Annotated in this window: 14 protein-coding genes; 4 read left to right on the plus strand and 10 right to left on the minus strand. The window is 69.0% G+C overall.

The window, feature by feature from the left end:
• Positions 1–55 precede the first annotated feature (55 nt).
• Entirely contained in the window at positions 56–1,426 is a 1,371-nt protein-coding gene (locus tag HNR02_RS07030) for a tryptophanase (RefSeq protein ID WP_179772373.1), read from the minus strand.
• Between the two features lie 168 nt (positions 1,427–1,594).
• On the opposite strand from HNR02_RS07030, the gene HNR02_RS07035 reads away from it, so the two are divergent.
• The 3 genes from HNR02_RS07035 to HNR02_RS07045 all read left to right on the plus strand — a co-directional run bounded on the left by HNR02_RS07035 (position 1,595) and on the right by HNR02_RS07045 (position 4,567).
• Positions 1,595–3,289, plus strand: coding sequence for a GGDEF domain-containing protein (locus HNR02_RS07035; protein WP_179772374.1), 1,695 nt, complete (start codon positions 1,595–1,597; stop codon positions 3,287–3,289).
• Between the two features lie 208 nt (positions 3,290–3,497).
• Positions 3,498–3,773 carry a winged helix-turn-helix domain-containing protein gene (locus HNR02_RS07040; RefSeq protein WP_312860927.1) on the plus strand — a complete coding sequence of 92 codons (276 nt, stop codon included), beginning with the start codon at positions 3,498–3,500 and terminating at the stop codon, positions 3,771–3,773.
• A 143-nt stretch (positions 3,774–3,916) separates the two neighbouring features.
• Complete coding sequence (locus HNR02_RS07045; protein ID WP_179772375.1) at positions 3,917–4,567, plus strand: hypothetical protein; 651 nt, start codon at positions 3,917–3,919, stop codon at positions 4,565–4,567.
• Positions 4,568–4,572: 5 nt separating this feature from the next.
• On the opposite strand, the gene HNR02_RS07050 is transcribed toward HNR02_RS07045, so the two are convergent.
• The 9 genes from HNR02_RS07050 to HNR02_RS07090 form a co-directional block, all read right to left on the minus strand.
• On the minus strand, positions 4,573–5,835 hold the full coding sequence (locus HNR02_RS07050; protein ID WP_179772376.1) for an alanine racemase: 1,263 nt from the start codon (positions 5,833–5,835) through the stop codon (positions 4,573–4,575).
• Positions 5,836–5,838: 3 nt separating this feature from the next.
• A complete protein-coding gene (locus tag HNR02_RS07055) occupies positions 5,839–6,792 on the minus strand; it encodes an AraC family transcriptional regulator (RefSeq protein WP_179772377.1) in 954 nt (317 codons plus the stop codon).
• A gap of 38 nt (positions 6,793–6,830) precedes the next feature.
• Positions 6,831–7,736 carry an AraC family transcriptional regulator gene (locus tag HNR02_RS07060; RefSeq protein ID WP_179772378.1) on the minus strand — a complete coding sequence of 302 codons (906 nt, stop codon included), beginning with the start codon at positions 7,734–7,736 and terminating at the stop codon, positions 6,831–6,833.
• A gap of 218 nt (positions 7,737–7,954) precedes the next feature.
• Entirely contained in the window at positions 7,955–9,004 is a 1,050-nt protein-coding gene (locus HNR02_RS07065) for a (Fe-S)-binding protein (RefSeq protein WP_179772379.1), read from the minus strand.
• Entirely contained in the window at positions 9,001–10,383 is a 1,383-nt protein-coding gene (locus HNR02_RS07070) for an FAD-binding oxidoreductase (protein WP_179772380.1), read from the minus strand. The genes HNR02_RS07065 and HNR02_RS07070 overlap by 4 nt, the downstream gene beginning before the upstream one ends.
• Positions 10,383–11,231: a fumarylacetoacetate hydrolase family protein gene (locus HNR02_RS07075; RefSeq protein WP_179772381.1), complete on the minus strand. Its 849-nt coding sequence runs from the start codon at positions 11,229–11,231 to the stop codon at positions 10,383–10,385. The genes HNR02_RS07070 and HNR02_RS07075 overlap by 1 nt, the downstream gene beginning before the upstream one ends.
• A 4-nt stretch (positions 11,232–11,235) precedes the next feature.
• The gene (locus tag HNR02_RS07080; protein WP_179772382.1) at positions 11,236–12,717 is read right to left on the minus strand and encodes a M81 family metallopeptidase; all 1,482 of its coding nucleotides are present in this window, start codon (positions 12,715–12,717) and stop codon (positions 11,236–11,238) included.
• A 1-nt stretch (position 12,718) separates the two neighbouring features.
• Positions 12,719–13,087 (minus strand): RidA family protein, encoded by a 369-nt coding sequence (locus HNR02_RS07085; RefSeq protein ID WP_312860928.1) that lies wholly within the window; start codon positions 13,085–13,087, stop codon positions 12,719–12,721.
• Positions 13,084–14,364, minus strand: coding sequence for an aspartate aminotransferase family protein (locus HNR02_RS07090; protein WP_179772383.1), 1,281 nt, complete (start codon positions 14,362–14,364; stop codon positions 13,084–13,086). The genes HNR02_RS07085 and HNR02_RS07090 overlap by 4 nt, the downstream gene beginning before the upstream one ends.
• A gap of 226 nt (positions 14,365–14,590) precedes the next feature.
• Here HNR02_RS07090 and HNR02_RS07095 point away from each other — a divergent pair, with 226 nt between their 5' ends.
• On the plus strand, positions 14,591–15,418 hold the full coding sequence (locus HNR02_RS07095; protein WP_179772384.1) for an IclR family transcriptional regulator: 828 nt from the start codon (positions 14,591–14,593) through the stop codon (positions 15,416–15,418).
• Positions 15,419–15,430: the final 12 nt, after the last annotated feature.

A 15,430-nucleotide genomic window follows, 5' to 3' on the forward strand; every position in this document is an offset into this window, starting at 1 on the left:
TGCCAAGTGCAATTTGCAGCGAGCGCGTCAGCCCATCCCTCAGCGGCGGTTTTCCCTACTCGGCGGCCGGTCGCAGGACCGCCGTGAACTGTCGCAGGGCACCTCCCTGTTCCACGATGCGGAAGCCGGTCAGCTGGTCCGCCTTCGACCAGACGGTCTCCGCCACGTCGACGACGTATTCGAGGTGACTCAGCGTGTACACCCGGCGCGGCAGCGTGAACCGCGCCAGCTCACGCGGCGCCGGGGTGTCCGGGCCGCCCGCCGGATCGGGCCTGCCGAAGACGAGCGTGCCCAGCTCGGTCACGCGCACACCACCGGTGAGGTAGAGCGCGTTGGCGAACGCCGTCGCAGGCAGCTCGTGCGGCGGGATGTGGGGCAGCAGCTCCCCGGCGTCGACGTAGACGGCGTGGCAGCCGGTGGGCTGCAGCACGGGCAGCCCGGCCAGGCCGAGCTGCTCGCCGAACCAGCGCGCGCACTCCGCGCGGTACTGCAGGTAGTCCGGTTCGGTGACCTCCAGCAGCCCCTGCGCGAGCGCCTCCAGATCGCGCCCGGCGAGACCGCCGTAGGTCGGGAACCCCTCGAAGGCGATGAGCTGGTCGCGGGCCAGGCGTGCGAGGCCGTCGTCGCGCAGCGCGATGAGCCCGCCGATGTTGGCCATCCCGTCCTTCTTGAGGCTGGCCCAGCAACCGTCCGCCAGCTCGAAGACCATCCGGGCCACCTCGCGGGGCGTCAGGTGCCCGTGGCCGTCCTCGCGTTCGGTGACGAGATAGGCGTTTTCGGCGAACCGCGACGCGTCCAGGTACAACGGGACGCCGTAGCTGTCACACAGTTGCCGCGTCGCCTTCACGTTGCGCACCGAAACCGGCTGTCCGCCGCCCGCGTTGTTGGTGACGGTGAGGACGACGCACTTCACCCGGTCGGCCGATTCCCGCAGCAGGTCCCGCAGCCGGTCGATGTCGATGTCGCCGCCGAACGGGTTCAGCTCACCGGGCGCGACCGGCACCGGCAGGTCGACAGCCAGTGCGCCGGCGGCCTCCACGCTCGCGCGGGTGCTGTCGAAATGCGTGTTGCTCACCGAGATGTCGCCGGGCCCCAGCAGCAGACCGAGCAGGATCCGTTCCGCCGCGCGCCCCTGGTGGACGGGCAGGACCTCCGGGTACCCGGTCAGGTCGCGCACCACCGCCTCGAAGCGTTCGAAGGAGCGCGCGCCGGCGTAGGACTCGTCACCCCGCATCAGCGCGGACCACTGCGCGGCCGACATCGCCGCCGTCCCGGAGTCGGTCAGCAGGTCGATCGTGATCGCGCGGGCCGGGACCCGGAACAGGTTCCAGCCCGCCGCCACGAGCGCGTCGCGGCGCTCCCGCGCCGAGGGGAACGGGATGGGCTCGACCGCCTTGATGCGGAAGGGCTCCATGAACGGCGGCACGCGCGGCTCCTCTGCTGGTCATCGGGGACAACCAGACAAGACTGGGACGATCGCGGGCGGCGACGGTAGGGGCCAGTTCGCCGCGGGACCGCCCACTCGGGTGAGCTGGGACACAATCGGGGCGCGATCTGTCCTCGTTGGCCCTGTCCGCGCGCGAGGATCAGCGGTGTGGAAGTGGCGGAGAACCTCGTAGGCTTCGCTTTTCAACCGCTCTACAGCCTCAACACCGGTGGCGTCGTCGGCGTCGAGGCACTGGCGCGCCCGCCCGGCGGCCGGATCCAGGACCTGCTCAGCGAGGCCCGGCGCCGTGGCCGCCTGGTCGACGTGGACGCCGGTCTCGTCGCGCAGGCCGTACTCGCCGAGTCCGCCCACGAAAGCCTGCTGCCGCTCCACCTCAACCTGTGCGCGCTGTCGGCCGCGGCTCCGCAACTCGTCCTCGATCCCCTGCTCCACTCGCTCGGCCGGACCGGGCGGCGGCCGCGTGAGATCGTGCTGGAGATCGGCGCCCCGTTCCACGGGGTCTCCCCGAAGGCCCTGCTGGCCGGGATGCACCGCTTCGCCGAACTGGGGTTCCGGCTGTCCTTCGACGGGCTCGGCTCCGGTGACCTGCCGCTGAACCTGCTGGCCGAGGCGAAGGTGGACCTCGTCAAGCTCGACCGCACGGCGCTGCGGCGCCTGCCCGGTGACGCCGCGACGGTCGCACTGGTCGAGTCGCTGGTCCACTTCACGTCGCGGACCGGCATCCGGCTCGCCGCCACCGGGATCGAGGCCGAGGAGCAGCTCGCCACGGTGCGCGGGCTCGGGGTCCGGATCGTGCAGGGCAACCTGTTCTCCCCCGCCCGCACCGGGGTGATGCCCTCCGGACTGGTCACCGCGCCGCCGGGGCCCGCGCTGCCGGTGCCGCCGACCCCGACGGCCGCTCCACGGGTGGACGATTTCCTGCACGCGGCGACCACCCTGCCGGACGATTCGACCTGTGACGACGTGCGCCGGGTCCTGCTCGACCACGACGCGCCCACCGGGATCGTGGGCCTGGACGGGCAGCGGCGGCCGCGCTGGTCGATCGACCGGGCCCGGTTCCTGCTGGACCTGACCGGCCCGTTCGGGCACGCGCTGCACGCCAACAAGGCCGCGGCGCGGCTGGCCGATCCGCCCCGCACGATCCGGACCGGTGCGGGTGCGCTGGAACTGCTCGACCTGGTCGCCGACGCCGGTCTGGTCCGCCGGGGCGACGACATCATCGTGGTCGGCGAGGCGGGTCAGTGTCTCGGTGTGGTGTTCGTGACCGAGATCGTGCGCGGCATGGCCGAGGCGAAGATCGAGGAAGCGGCCGCGCTGAACCCGTTGACCCGCCTGCCCGGCAGCGACACGGTCGCGCGGGAGGTGGACCGCCGGATCGCCGCCGGCCGTCCGCTCGTCGTGGCGTGGCTGGACGTCGACTCGTTCAAGCGGGTCAACGACACGGCCGGGTTCGCCGCGGGCGACGAGCTGATCCGCACGCTGGGCCGCGCGCTCACCGACCTGGCGGCGAAGCTGCGCAGCGTCACGGTGAGCCACGTCGGCGGCGACGACTTCCTGATCGCCTGCGACATCGACGAGATCCCGGCCATCGCGGACACCCTGCTCGGCACGCCGTGGACCGCGGAGCACCTGCCGGTCACGGTGTCACTGGCGACGGTGGTGTGCGCGGGTACCGCCGCGAAGTCCTACCGCGAGGTGTCGCGCTTGCTGGCGCCGCTGAAGAAGCGCGCGAAGGACGTCGAGGGATCGAGCTGGGTCAACAGCTGGCCGGGGACGGACCGGTTCGAGATCCTGCGCGGACGCGGCTATGACTCATTTCGAGCGCCGAATCAAGTCCTCTGAGAATTGTACGTCCATTTTGGCTAACCCCGTCGGGTGACGACAGTGAACAACTGACGCATTCACCGGCCAACCCGCATTCGGTCACCCGGTAGTGTGACAACGTGGGAGCCCCGGCGGCCCTCGTGATCAACCCCGTCATAGCGCGCACAGGCGCATCTTGGAGCAACCGTGGAATCCGCGCCTTTTAACGCCGTTCTACCTTCCTCCCGTGAACGTCCCAGACTTCGATCCCAGCGAAACCCCTGGCTACATCTACGAGATGATGGCCGAGCACCTGGCGGCCCGAATCGAGGCGGGCGACCTGCGCCCCAACACGCCACTCCCGGCCGAACGACGGCTGGCCGTGGAGTACGGCGTATCCCTTGGCACGGCACGACATGCGACCCAGATCCTGCGCGAGCGCGGCCTGGTGTTCACGATCCGCTCGAAGGGCACCTTCATCGCCGACGAGGCACGCAGAAGAGCGACTTCCGGTGATTCGTGAACACCTTTCACGGGCGCGCCTGCCGAGAATTTCGGACGATACCGCGAAAAAGCGTCCGCTACCCCATACGCATTCGCCACTGTCGTCATCTAGAGTGCGGATGCACGTGCATTCGCACGGTGCAATGATGCCGAGGAGTGGTCGTGGTTCCTGATCTGCCCGCGAACCCGCTGTCGATCGAACTCACGCTCACGCACCGGCGATTCTGGTGGCAGATCGACGACGAGGATGAACAGCCGGAACAATGGGACGCCTCCGCGGACGTCTCCGAACTCGACGTGTGCCCGGACGATCTGCGCCACGTCGGGGACATCGCGCTCGTCATCGCCGATCTGACCAAGGAACGGAACCTGCTCGATTCGGTCGTGCTCGGTGAGTGGGCGCTGGAGTTCATCGCGGAGACGGTGATGGACCCGGACCAGGGCAAGCTGCACCCCGAACTGGACGCACGCATCAGCCAGGGGCCGCCCCGCATGGTGATCCTCAGGCGCATCGACCTGACCGAACCGTGGCGCGGTCACGGCCTGGGCGCCGCGCTGATCGCCAGCGCGCTGAGGATCCTGTCCCCCAACGCACGCCTGGCCGCCTGCCGCGTGTCCCCATTGGACTTCACCGTCCCGGGAGCGGACCGCATCACGGCCGAACTGTCCAGCCTGCGGGCCGGCGCGATGCTCGAAAGCATCGGCTTCCACCGCTGGCGGGGAGTCCACCTGGTGGACCTCAGAAACCCCACCCTGGTCGACGCGCGCATGGACCTGCTCGACCAGTGGTGGCCCGGCCAGGACGAGGACTGATCACGTCAGAACAACGTCTGCGCGACCCCGGTGAGGACGTACTCCTCGTCGACGATCGGCACCACCCTCCACTTGTCCCACGTCGTGCACGGGTGCGAAACGCCGAACGCGAGGCGGTCACCGACCTCGAGGTCATGCACACCCCGGACGTAGGCGTGCTGGTCGTTGACCGCGACCACCTCGCCGGACGGCGCCTTCTCCAGGGTGGACGTGCCACGCCGGATCCGGTGCAGCGGAACCGGGAATCCCGCGTCCACACCGGTGTCCCGCTTGCCGAAGTCCACAATGGCCAAATCCGGTTCCGGCCGGGACAGCACCCGCGACCACAGTTCCAGACTCGGCCGCAATGACATCAGCGGGTACTCGGTCGCGAGCAGCTGCCGGTAGGTCTCGTACCCCAGCGAGTCGTGCGTGACGTAGCACCCGCTCCGCAGCACGACGCGGATCGGGCGGCCGTTGCGCCACGGCGGCGCGAGTTCCCCGGCGACCAGCTCGATGTACTGCGTTCCTCCGGCGGTCACGACGAACTCGCCGTCGCCGGCGTGACGAGCGAACACCTCGTCCGCGAGCTCCTTCAGCTCACCGAGCCAGCCGCGCACCTCGTCGAGGAGCCGGCCGTCGAGCCGGCCGGGGATCACCCCTTCGAACCCGCCGACACCGGCGAGTTCCAGGTGCGGCGACCCGGCGATCCGGCCCGCGAGCGCGACGGCGGCTTCGACCCCGCGCACCCCGGTTCGCCCGCCGGGCACGCCGAGCTCGACGATCACTGGTAACCGCCGCGACCTCGGTCGGCGGCCGAGCTGCCGCTCGAGAACTTCAACGCCGTCCACCGAGTCGGCGTAGCAGTAACAGGTGAAACCCGGGTCGTGATCCAGCTCGGTAATGAGCCATTCGATCGCCCCTGGATCGACGAGTTCGTTGGCGAGCAGCAGCCGGTCGGCGCCGAGGCGGCGGAACGCGGCCAGCTGAGTGGAAGTGGCGAGCGTGAGTGCCCAGGCGCCGTGGCTGACCTGCGCCTGGGCGATCTCCGGCGACATCGTGGTCTTGACGTGGGGAGAAAGTGACAGATCGTGCTTCGCGCAGAAGTTCTCCATCGCGGCGAGGTTGTGGTCCAGGTCCCGCTGCTTGAGCACGAGCAGCGGGGTCCGGAAGCCATCCGACAGGACGCCCAGGCGTCCGGGCAGTGCGGACGCCTCGATACCCGACAGTCCCGACGGGAATCCCTTGTGGTGGTCGGCGATGACGACGCCGGGTGTCCAGAGCCGCAAACTTCACTCCGTCCGGTAGAGGGTGTCGAGGGGCGTTTCGCGGAACCGGCGGCAGTACCAGATCCGGAACTGCTCGCTGTCCCGGAAACCACAGCGCCGCGCGGCCTGTTCGACCGTCGTACGCGGCAACTCACCCGCCACGAGGAGACGGCGAGCGCAGTCCAGCCGGAGGCCACGCCGGTACTCGAACGGCGGGCACCCTTCGTAGTGGCGGAAGGCGTGCACGAGGTCCTGCTCGGAAACACCGGCGGCCATCGCCAGCTCGGACACGCTCAGCTCCTTCGCCGGGTCCGCCGCGTGCATCAGCACCTTGGCGAACTCGCTCACGAGTGGCTCGACCTCGGGGACCGCCCGCCGCCCGATCACTTCGCTGTACTCGTGCGGTTGGTGGCGCAGCAGCCAGTCGACGAAGATGTCGTCCGAGTGCCGCGCGAACCGCGACTTCGACCGGCCGAAGAAGCGCTCGGCGCTCGTGATCAGCGGCTGGCTCCTGCCGGTCAGCTCGGCGACCGCGGGTCCGAAACGGATCGGGGTGTCCGGCCGGACACCGGTGATCCTGGTGAGCCTGTCGTGCATGGCCCGTTGCGCGATGCGGACCAGCTTGAGGTAGCAGTCCGCCGAGGCCTGGAAGCCGAAACTCTGGCCGGGCGAAGCGGTGACCACGTCTCCGGGACCGGCTTCGAGGTAGGCGGTTCCGACGCGCAACACACACCGGCCGCTGAGCACGGTGGTCGTCGCGTAGGCGTCCCGCGGCACGGTCAGGCGCACAACCACGTCCCGGCCATAGGTGACGGTGGCGGAGGTCAACTGTGTTCCGTGGTGCCGGTGCATGCGGAGGTCCATGTCCCCCGGGCCGCCCTCGGGCAGCAGCTCGTGCGGGCCGAGCACCGGCTCGGCGGCGCGCACGGCGAGTTCGGGATCTGCGGTGCGGATGTAGGCGAAGTGGAAGCCGCTCATTGCTCGGGGGTCTCCGTTTCGGGGTCCAGCGGCGGGTTCTAGCAGCGGAGAGTGCGGTCGGGGGACTCTCCGAAAACGATGGTGTATTCGGTCACGAAGCCGATCCGGTCCGGGAACCCCCAGCTGCGGGCCACGTCGTCGAGGCAGGTCTCGGCCGGATCCGACACCTGCAGCATCCGGTGCACGGCCCGCAGCCGTTCGCGGAGCAGGAACGCGGCCACTGAAACGCCTCGGTAGATGCGGAAGCCGGTCTCCAGGCGCGCGAGACCCACGCCGAGCGCGTCTGCCAGTGCACGGGGCGACCAGTCCGGCCGTGGAACGGCACGCACGAGTTCGGTCGCGTCGACCACGGCCCTGGCACGGGCGGGGTGGGCGGCGGCCCGGCTGAGCCGCTCCGAATAGTTGCTGTGCTGCAGTACCAGAAGCCGGGAGACCAGCCAGTCCTCGAACCGCCCGGTCCACGACTGCGCGAAGGGCTTATCGTGCCTGCCGACCCGGCCGATCTCGTTCAACAACGTCCGGTACCACAACCATGGCGCTCCCTTGGCCACGTCCATGCCGAGATCGAAGCGGATCGGACGGTCGGGCTCGTCGTCCAGGAGATGACGCAGGGCGCGCTCGACGGTGGCTGACTCGATCTTCACAAGAACCAGCCGGGTGTCGGAGGACAGCGACATCCGCAGGGACTCTTCGGGGGAGCTCACCACGATCCGGGAGGTGTGTGCGGCGCTCTGGTCGCGCCCGGACCACACCACCCCACGTCCGTTGATGTGTGCCTGTACCACCAGGAAACGCTGTGTGCGGCCGGGATCCACCAGAACAGGAGCGCCGTATTCGACATAATTCAGCACGACGTCGCGCAGACGTGTGGAATTCATCCTCGCGTCGAGCGGTACGGCGAAATCGACGACGTCGAGGTGGTGGTCGCACAGCACGCTGGACATGAGATCCCGCGTTTGATCGATGTCGTGGGAACGAAAAACCTCGTACTGCTGCAAAGGACGTGTCAACATACTCTGCGATTCGTCGCGGCGGCCAAGGAGGTGCCCGTGTTGCCAGGCCGGAGTACCGACCCTACAGGAGTGCTGAAACGAGCGTTTCAGATGACACATGGTACTCCGAAGAGCCGATCGGACAAGTCGGTCTACCGCACACGGTGTGCCTATCTCGGAACGATCACGAGGAGTTCGGCGAGGTGCACCGCGCGCACGCGCGAACCCCGTTTCCGCAGGCCAGTCTTCAGTTGCCGGAGACAACCCGGGTTGACCGCGACCACGAAATCGACCTCGGCGGCCTCGATTTCGTCGATTTTCACCGACAGGATTTCGCCGCTTTCCCGCGGCCGTAAGATCGAATAGGTGCCCGCCGCGCCGCAGCACGCGCCCGCCGACGGCAGTTCGACGTACTCCGCGACGGCCCTGATCAACTCGCGCGGCTGCCGCGAAATGCCGAGCCCGTTGCGGAGGTGGCACGAGTCCTGCAACGCGACCCGCGCCACGCGGCCGTCGACGAGCAGCCGCCCGCTGGGCAGGTGGTCGTGCTCGACGAGGTACTCACTCAGCTCGCGGACCCGCGGCCGGCCCACGTGGGCCGCCAGGTGCGCGGCGCATCCGCCGGACGTGGTGACGATCGTGCCGGGCAGGGCGTCGCCGAGAGACTTCGCCATGCGCTCCCCGGTTCCGGAATCGCCGTTGTGCGCATGCAGCGCGCCACAACAGCCCTGGCGTTTCGGCACGGACAACCCGGGAGCCAGTTTCCGCGCCGCGTGGGACACGCGAGGAAACAACCCGCGTTCCACACAGCCGAGCATGAGCGACGGCCCGCTCGCGCTAGTCACCGTCCTCGCGTGCCGTCGCACCAAACCCTGCGCCCGCACCAGCCACGACCGTGAGACCAACGCCATCAGCAGCCGCGCGGGCAGTGGGCTGCGGCGCCCGCTCCACTGGTGGTCCCGCCACTCTTCCAGCAGGTTCCCGTACTCGACGCCGGCCGGGCACACCGGCTCGCACGCCCGGCACCCGAGGCAGAACGAAGCCTGTTCGGCCAGGGTCGGATCGTCGTCCTCCAGATGACCGGTTTCCAGTGCCCGCATCAGCGAGATCCGGCCGCGCGGCGAGGATGCCTCGTCGCCCGTCATCGCGTACGTCGGGCAGGCCGGCAGACAGTAGCCGCAGGAGATGCACCGGTCCAGCAGGGTTTTGGAGAAGATCATGAACCGAGCTTTCCGGGGTTGAGGATGCCCGCCGGGTCGAACGCGGTCTTGATCCTGCGCAGCAGGCCGAGCTGGGTCGCGCCGAGCCGGTCGGCGAGGAACGGCAGTTTCGCCGAGCCGACGCCGTGCTCGCCGGTGATCGTGCCGTCGAGCCGGATCGCGGCACGGAACACCTCGGCGAACGCCTTGTGCACCCGGCCGACGGCGTCCTCGTCGTCCGGGTCCAGCACGCACGTCGGGTGCAGGTTGCCGTCACCCGCGTGACCGAACGTCGCGATCTGCAGATCGAACCGGTCCGCGATCTCGTCGATCCGCCCGACCATCTCGGGCATCCGCGGTCGCGGCACTGTCACGTCCTCCAGCACCGTCAGCGACCCGAGCCGGGACAGCGCGGGCAATGAACACCGGCGCGCCGCCAGCAGCGCTTCGGAGCGCACGATATCCTCGGCCACGGTGACTTCGAGTGCACCGGTCTCCGCGCAGATCTGGCGCATGCGCAGCATGTTCGCCGCGACCGTCGCAAGCGGACCGTCTTCCCCGAACAGCAGCAGCGCGCCGGCATCCAGACGCAACCCGAGACCTGCGTACTCCTCCACCACGGCGACGCACTTGCGGTCGAGGAACTCCAGCGTGGCCGGCACAATCCCCGCCGAGATGATCGCGCCGACGGCACGGGACGCCTCGGTGAGCGATTCGAAGTAGGCGACGCCGGTGTTGCTCTCGGCGGGCGCGGGCAGCAGCGCCACGGTCGCCTCGGTGATCACGGCGAGCGTGCCCTCCGAGCCGGTGAGCAGCCGGGTCAGGTCGTATCCGGCGACGTCCTTCCACAGGCGACCGCCGGTGCGCACGACCTCACCGGTGGGCAGGACCGCTTCCAGGCCGAGCACGTAGTTGCGGGTCACGCCGTACTTCAGTCCGCGCAGCCCGCCGGCGCACGTGGCGATGTTGCCACCGACCGTAGCGGTCGTGCGGCTTCCCGGATCTGGCGCGTAGAGGAGGTTGCGGGCGGTGGCGGCGTCTGCGAGCCGCGCCGTCGTCACGCCCGGCTGGACCCGCGCGAGCAACTCGTCCGTGCTGATTTCCAGGATCTGCGTCATTCGGGTCAGCGCGAGGACGATCCCGCCGCGCACCGGCACGGTGGCCGCGCACAGGTTGGAGCCCGCGCCACGCGGCACGACCGGAACCCGGTGTGCGGTGGCCAGCCTCAGGACGCGGGCGACCTGCTCGGTGGTGGCCGGGAAGACCACCGCGTCCGGCACCTGGTGGAACAGCGGGGTCGCGTCCCTGGCGTAGACCGCGAGGTCACCGGGCGCCTGGTGGACGTGACCGGCACCGACCACGTCGGCCAGTGCGCCGGCGAAGTCACGGTCGAGGGCCATCAGGCCTGGCCGCACTCGTTGCGCTGGCGTCCGAGGCCGGACACCTCGGTCTCGACGACATCGCCGGCCCGTAGGTAGGCGAAGCGGCCGGACAGCGCGACGCCCTCGGGGGTGCCGGTGTTCACCAGGTCGCCCGGTTCCAGCACCAGGAACTGGGAGAGGTGCCAGATGATCTCGTCGACGGTGAAGACCATGTCCGAGGTCTTCGAGTCCTGGCGGGGTTCGCCGTTGACCCACGAGCGGATCTCCAGCACCTGCGGGTCTGGCACCTCGTCCGCGGGAACCAGCCACGGCCCTACCGGGTTGAACGTCTCACACGACTTGCCCTTGGACCACTGACCGCCGGGCCTGCCGAGCTGGAAGGACCGTTCGGAGACGTCGTCGGAGGTGATGTACCCGGCGATGCACGCGCGGGCGTCGGAAAGCGCTTCCAGGTATCGCGCGCGCTTCCCGATGACGACGCCGAGTTCGACCTCCCAGTCGGTGCGCTCCGATCCGCGGGGGATCAGCACCTGGTCGTACGGGCCGACGACCGTGTTGGGCGACTTGTGGAACAGGATCGGCTCGGCGGGCGGCGGATCACCGGTCTCGGCCGCGTGGGCCGCGTAGTTCTGCCCGATGCACAGAACGGCGCCCGGCCGGGTGATCGGCGCCCCGATCCGCATCCCGACCACGTCGATCTCGCGCAGCACACCGTCCGCGAGCGCCGTCCGCACCCGGCGCACCCCGTCGCGCGCCAGGAAGGGCCCGTCAACGGCGGGGGTCAGCGGCGCCAGGTCGTAGTGGCGGCCGTCTTCCAGCACGACGGGACGTTCCCGGCCGGGATCGCCCACCTGCATCAGTTTCATCCGTCTACTCCGGGAATTCCGCTGCTTCGAAGGGGTACAACGGCTTGCGCCGGTGCTGGTAGGTGAACCGCTCCAGGTTCATCGCGGTGATGCCCTCGGTGTCGACGACGACCATGCGGCGCGCGATCGTGCCGTAGGAGGCCCGCGGCGAGTTCACCCCTTTGGCGACGACGATGTGGTAGCGCCCCGGATCGACGCCGACGCTGAGGAGCTGCTGCAGGCTGGAGTTCATGACGGCCTTCGAGCCGAGGACGAGCGTGTGGCCCTCCACGGTGTCGAGCACCGCCGTCGGCCCCTGGTCGAAGAACCGGAACCCACCGTGCGTCGCGGTCGGCTCCTCGAACCGCCCGTCGGACACCGTCCGGACCGTCCCCCGAACCTCGACAGGTTTGCCGGCGGAGTGCGGGTTCTTCGCCCCCACGTGGAGGTTCACCCCCGCCCCTACGCCGGCCTCGATGCACCGGCGCACGGATTCCGGGTCCGACAACGTCTGCACCAACGGACGGGCCCCGCTGTCCAGCGCGGCGCGCAGGATGACGGTCGAATCACCCGGTGCCCCACCCCCGATGTTGTCGCCGACGTCCAGCAACACCACCGGCCCCGACGGCTCCCGCGCCGCGAGCTCCAGCGCCTCGTGCACGGAACGCTCCCGGGCCTGCAACTCCGCGCGGTGCTTCCAGACCTGGCTGGCCAACTCCTGCGCCGCCGCTTCGGCCTCGGCCTCGCCGCCATCGTGGATCGCGATGCAGGACATTCCCATGTGCGGGACGTCCGCGTAGGGGAAGCCCTCGACGACGCTGGCCGAGAGGAGACCTGGCCACGAGGCGATTGCGCGGGCTCTCGCCATCAGCTCGGCCATCGGCTTCTCGTCGGTGTCCTGCCGCGCGATGTTCACGACCAGGGGCAGCGGCACCAGCGCCTGCTGGGGCCGGATCTCGCCACGCACGGTGGCCGCGATCATCTTCGTGCAGTCGATCCCCCGTTCCCTGGCGTCCACGTGCGGGTTCGTCTGGTAGACGAGCGTCACCGTAAGCGCCTCGACCAGCTGCCGGGACACGTTCGCGTGCAGATCGAGGACAGCGCCGACGGGAACGTCCGGCCCGACCACTGCACGCACTCTGGAAGCGATCTCACCGTCCACGTCAGGCAGGTGTTCCGCCACGGCCGCACCGTGCAGGTTCAGCAGAACACCGTCCCACGGGCCCCTGGCCTCGAGCTCGGCGAGCATTTCACCCACCAGCCATTCGAAGGCGTCCTCGGTGATGGCGCCGATCGGCGTCACGAAGGCGAAGAGGATCGGCTCGATGTCGATGTCCAGCTGCCGAGCCGCCGTGAAGTATCCGCCGAGCGTCGTCGCCGATTCGGCGTAGTCCCTGATGATCTCGGCGTCACGCACGACTCCACCGCTTTCGAAGAGCCGCCGGTCGGCCTTGAGCGGAGAGAACGTGTTGGCCTCGTGGTAGAGGCCAAGGGTGGCGAAGCGCATCTCACCCTCCCGTATGGGCGACGACGTCGACCTCGAACCTGATGCTCTCCGGGAGGCAGCCGGTGACGGTCGTCCGCGCGGGAAGCGGATGGGTGAAGTATTCGGTGTAGAGCCGGTTGAACTCGGCGAGGTCTCCCGCGTCGCGGACGTAGGCGCCGACCTTGACTACGTCGGACAGTTCGAGCCCGGCGGCGGCGAGCACGCGGATCACGTTGCCGAGCGATCGGTGCATCTCCTCCGCGAAGGTGCCGGGCACGATGGAACCGTCTTCGTCGACCGAGGCCTGACCGGAAACGAACACGAAATCACCGGCGCGCACGAACGCAGCGAACTTCGCGGTGTTGCCGTCCCGGTTCATGGTTCCCGTCACCGGCCGGCCCCGTCCGCCAGCGCCGACTCGAACCGGGTCAGTGCGGCATCGAGTTCCTCCTCGCCGTGGCAGGCCGACACGTACCAGACTCCCCGTCCGGCCACCCAGAGACCGTGACGGACCAGATCGCGCGACAACCGCTCGTAGCGGGCCAAGTCAAGCTGTTGCAGCGTCCGGTAGTCACGGACCTCGGCTTCACCGAACGAGACGTGGAACGCGGCGGGGATACCTTCGACCCGCAGCGGCAGGTCGTGTTCGAGACCGAGATCCCGCAACCCGACCATGAGCGTCTTGCTGTGTTTGGTCACCCGCTCGTACGGCGGGTCCTCCAGTAGGCTCGTCACCGTCGCGGCGACCGCGGCGGTCGCCATGACGGAACCGTTGAAGGTCCCGGAGTGGTTGACCTCGCCGGTGCCGAACCTGGACATCAGCCCCTCGCGCCCGACGAGCGCGGCTACCGGAAAGCCCCCCGCGATCGCCTTTCCATAGGTCGCGAGGTCGGGCTGGACACCGTAGCGCTCGGCTGCCCCACCGAGACCAAGCCGGAAACCGGAGATCACCTCGTCGAAAATCAGTACGACACCGTGCGCATCGCACAGCCGCCGTACCGCCTCGAGGAATTTCGGCAGCGGCTCGATAACCCCCGTGTTGATCATGACCGGCTCCATGATGACGGCAGCAACCTGCTCACCGTGACGCTCGAGCGCGTCAGCCACCTGATCAGCGTCGTTCCACGGCAACACGATGAAATCGTCGAGGTGACCCGCAAGCTGCCCCTTGCTCGCGACGGTCCAGGCACCGTCGCGCGGCGCCGTCAAGACGTTGTCGAGCCAGCCGTGGTAGTGCCCTTCGAACCGGACCACCTTCGTGCGCCCAGTGACCCCACGCGCGAGCCGCAGCGCTCCTTGCACGGCCTCGGTGCCGGACACGCCGAACCGGATCATGTCGGCCCAGCCGACCGCCCGGCATACCAGTTCCGACGCCCGGACTTCGAGTTCGTGTTGCCCGCCGAAGATCACGCCGTCGCGGCAGGCTTCGAAGACCGCGTCGATCACCCGGTCCGGCGCGTGCCCGAGGAAATTCGGCCCTTGCCCCAGCAGGTAGTCGACGTAGTCTCGGCCGTCGACGCCGTACAGCCAGGCTCCCTTGGCGCGCTCGATGAACTCCTGCGCACCGGCGAGCCGGACGTTCGAGTGAACCCCACCCGGAGTGCGTTCGAGTGCCCGCCTTCTGAACTCGGCCGACCGGCCGCTGAGCAGAGTCGAGTCGTTGGGCATGAAGATCCTCTCCCACAGCCCAGGACGGCTCGAGCCGATTTCGCCAGGGCTCTCGATGCGGTTTCATCTAGTGAAACTAGAAATCTATGTTGCGATTCACGGTACGACCGCGATGTGCGCACCGTCAAGGGGTCGGGTTCAGACCTTCCTTGGCCCCCTGACACGCCTGTTCGGGCCGGACTAAGATCTGAAACGTCCAACTTGCCGTCCGAAACGAGGAGAAGCCGTGGCTCGGCGCCGTAAGCAGGAACCCGAAGACGCCAACCGGTCGGACAGCGGTTCGCCGGACGAAGAGCGCGACTATTCGGTTCGCGCGGTCGAACGGGTCTGCCTGATCCTCAATCTGCTACAGGAGTCGGTCGACGGAATCACCTTGAACGAGGTTGCCCAGACCACCGGTTTGCCGAAGTCCTCGGCCTTCCGCTACCTGTGGACGCTGGAGAACCACCGCTACGTCGAGCGCGACGAGGAGCGCGGGGTGTTCCGGCTCGGGCTCGGGTTCGTCGGCATGCAGTCCCGGCACCTGGAGATCCTGCGCGAGCGCGCCCGCCCCTCGCTGGAGACGCTGCGGGACGAGTTCGGGGAGACGGCGAACCTCGGCCTCCTCGACGGCGACCACATCATCTACATCGAAATCGTGGAAAGCCGCCGCGGCGTCCGGTTGGCCGCTTCCCGCGGGGATCACGACCCGCTGCACTCCACGGCTCTGGGCAAGGCCATCGCCGCACACCTCCCCGAGGACCGCGTCCGGCACCTCCTCGAAACCACTGGACTCCCCACCCGCACGGCGAACACGATCACCTCGCTCGACGACTACATGAGCGAACTGGCGAAGGTGCGCCGCGTCGGCTACGCGGTCGACAACGGCGAAAACGAGGAGGACGGCCGCTGCGTCGCCGCACCGCTCCTCGCAACGCACCTCCCGGCCGCGATCAGCGTCAGCGGCCCGGCATCCCGATTCACGATGCAAGACGTGAAGCGGGCCGCCAAGAGCCTGATCGAGGTCGCCGCCGGCATCGCGACCAACCCGCAGCCGCAGGAGGTCACCGACTGAGTGGCCAAGGGC

The sequence above is a fragment of the Amycolatopsis endophytica genome (assembly GCF_013410405.1).
Lineage (GTDB): Bacteria > Actinomycetota > Actinomycetes > Mycobacteriales > Pseudonocardiaceae > Amycolatopsis_E > Amycolatopsis_E endophytica.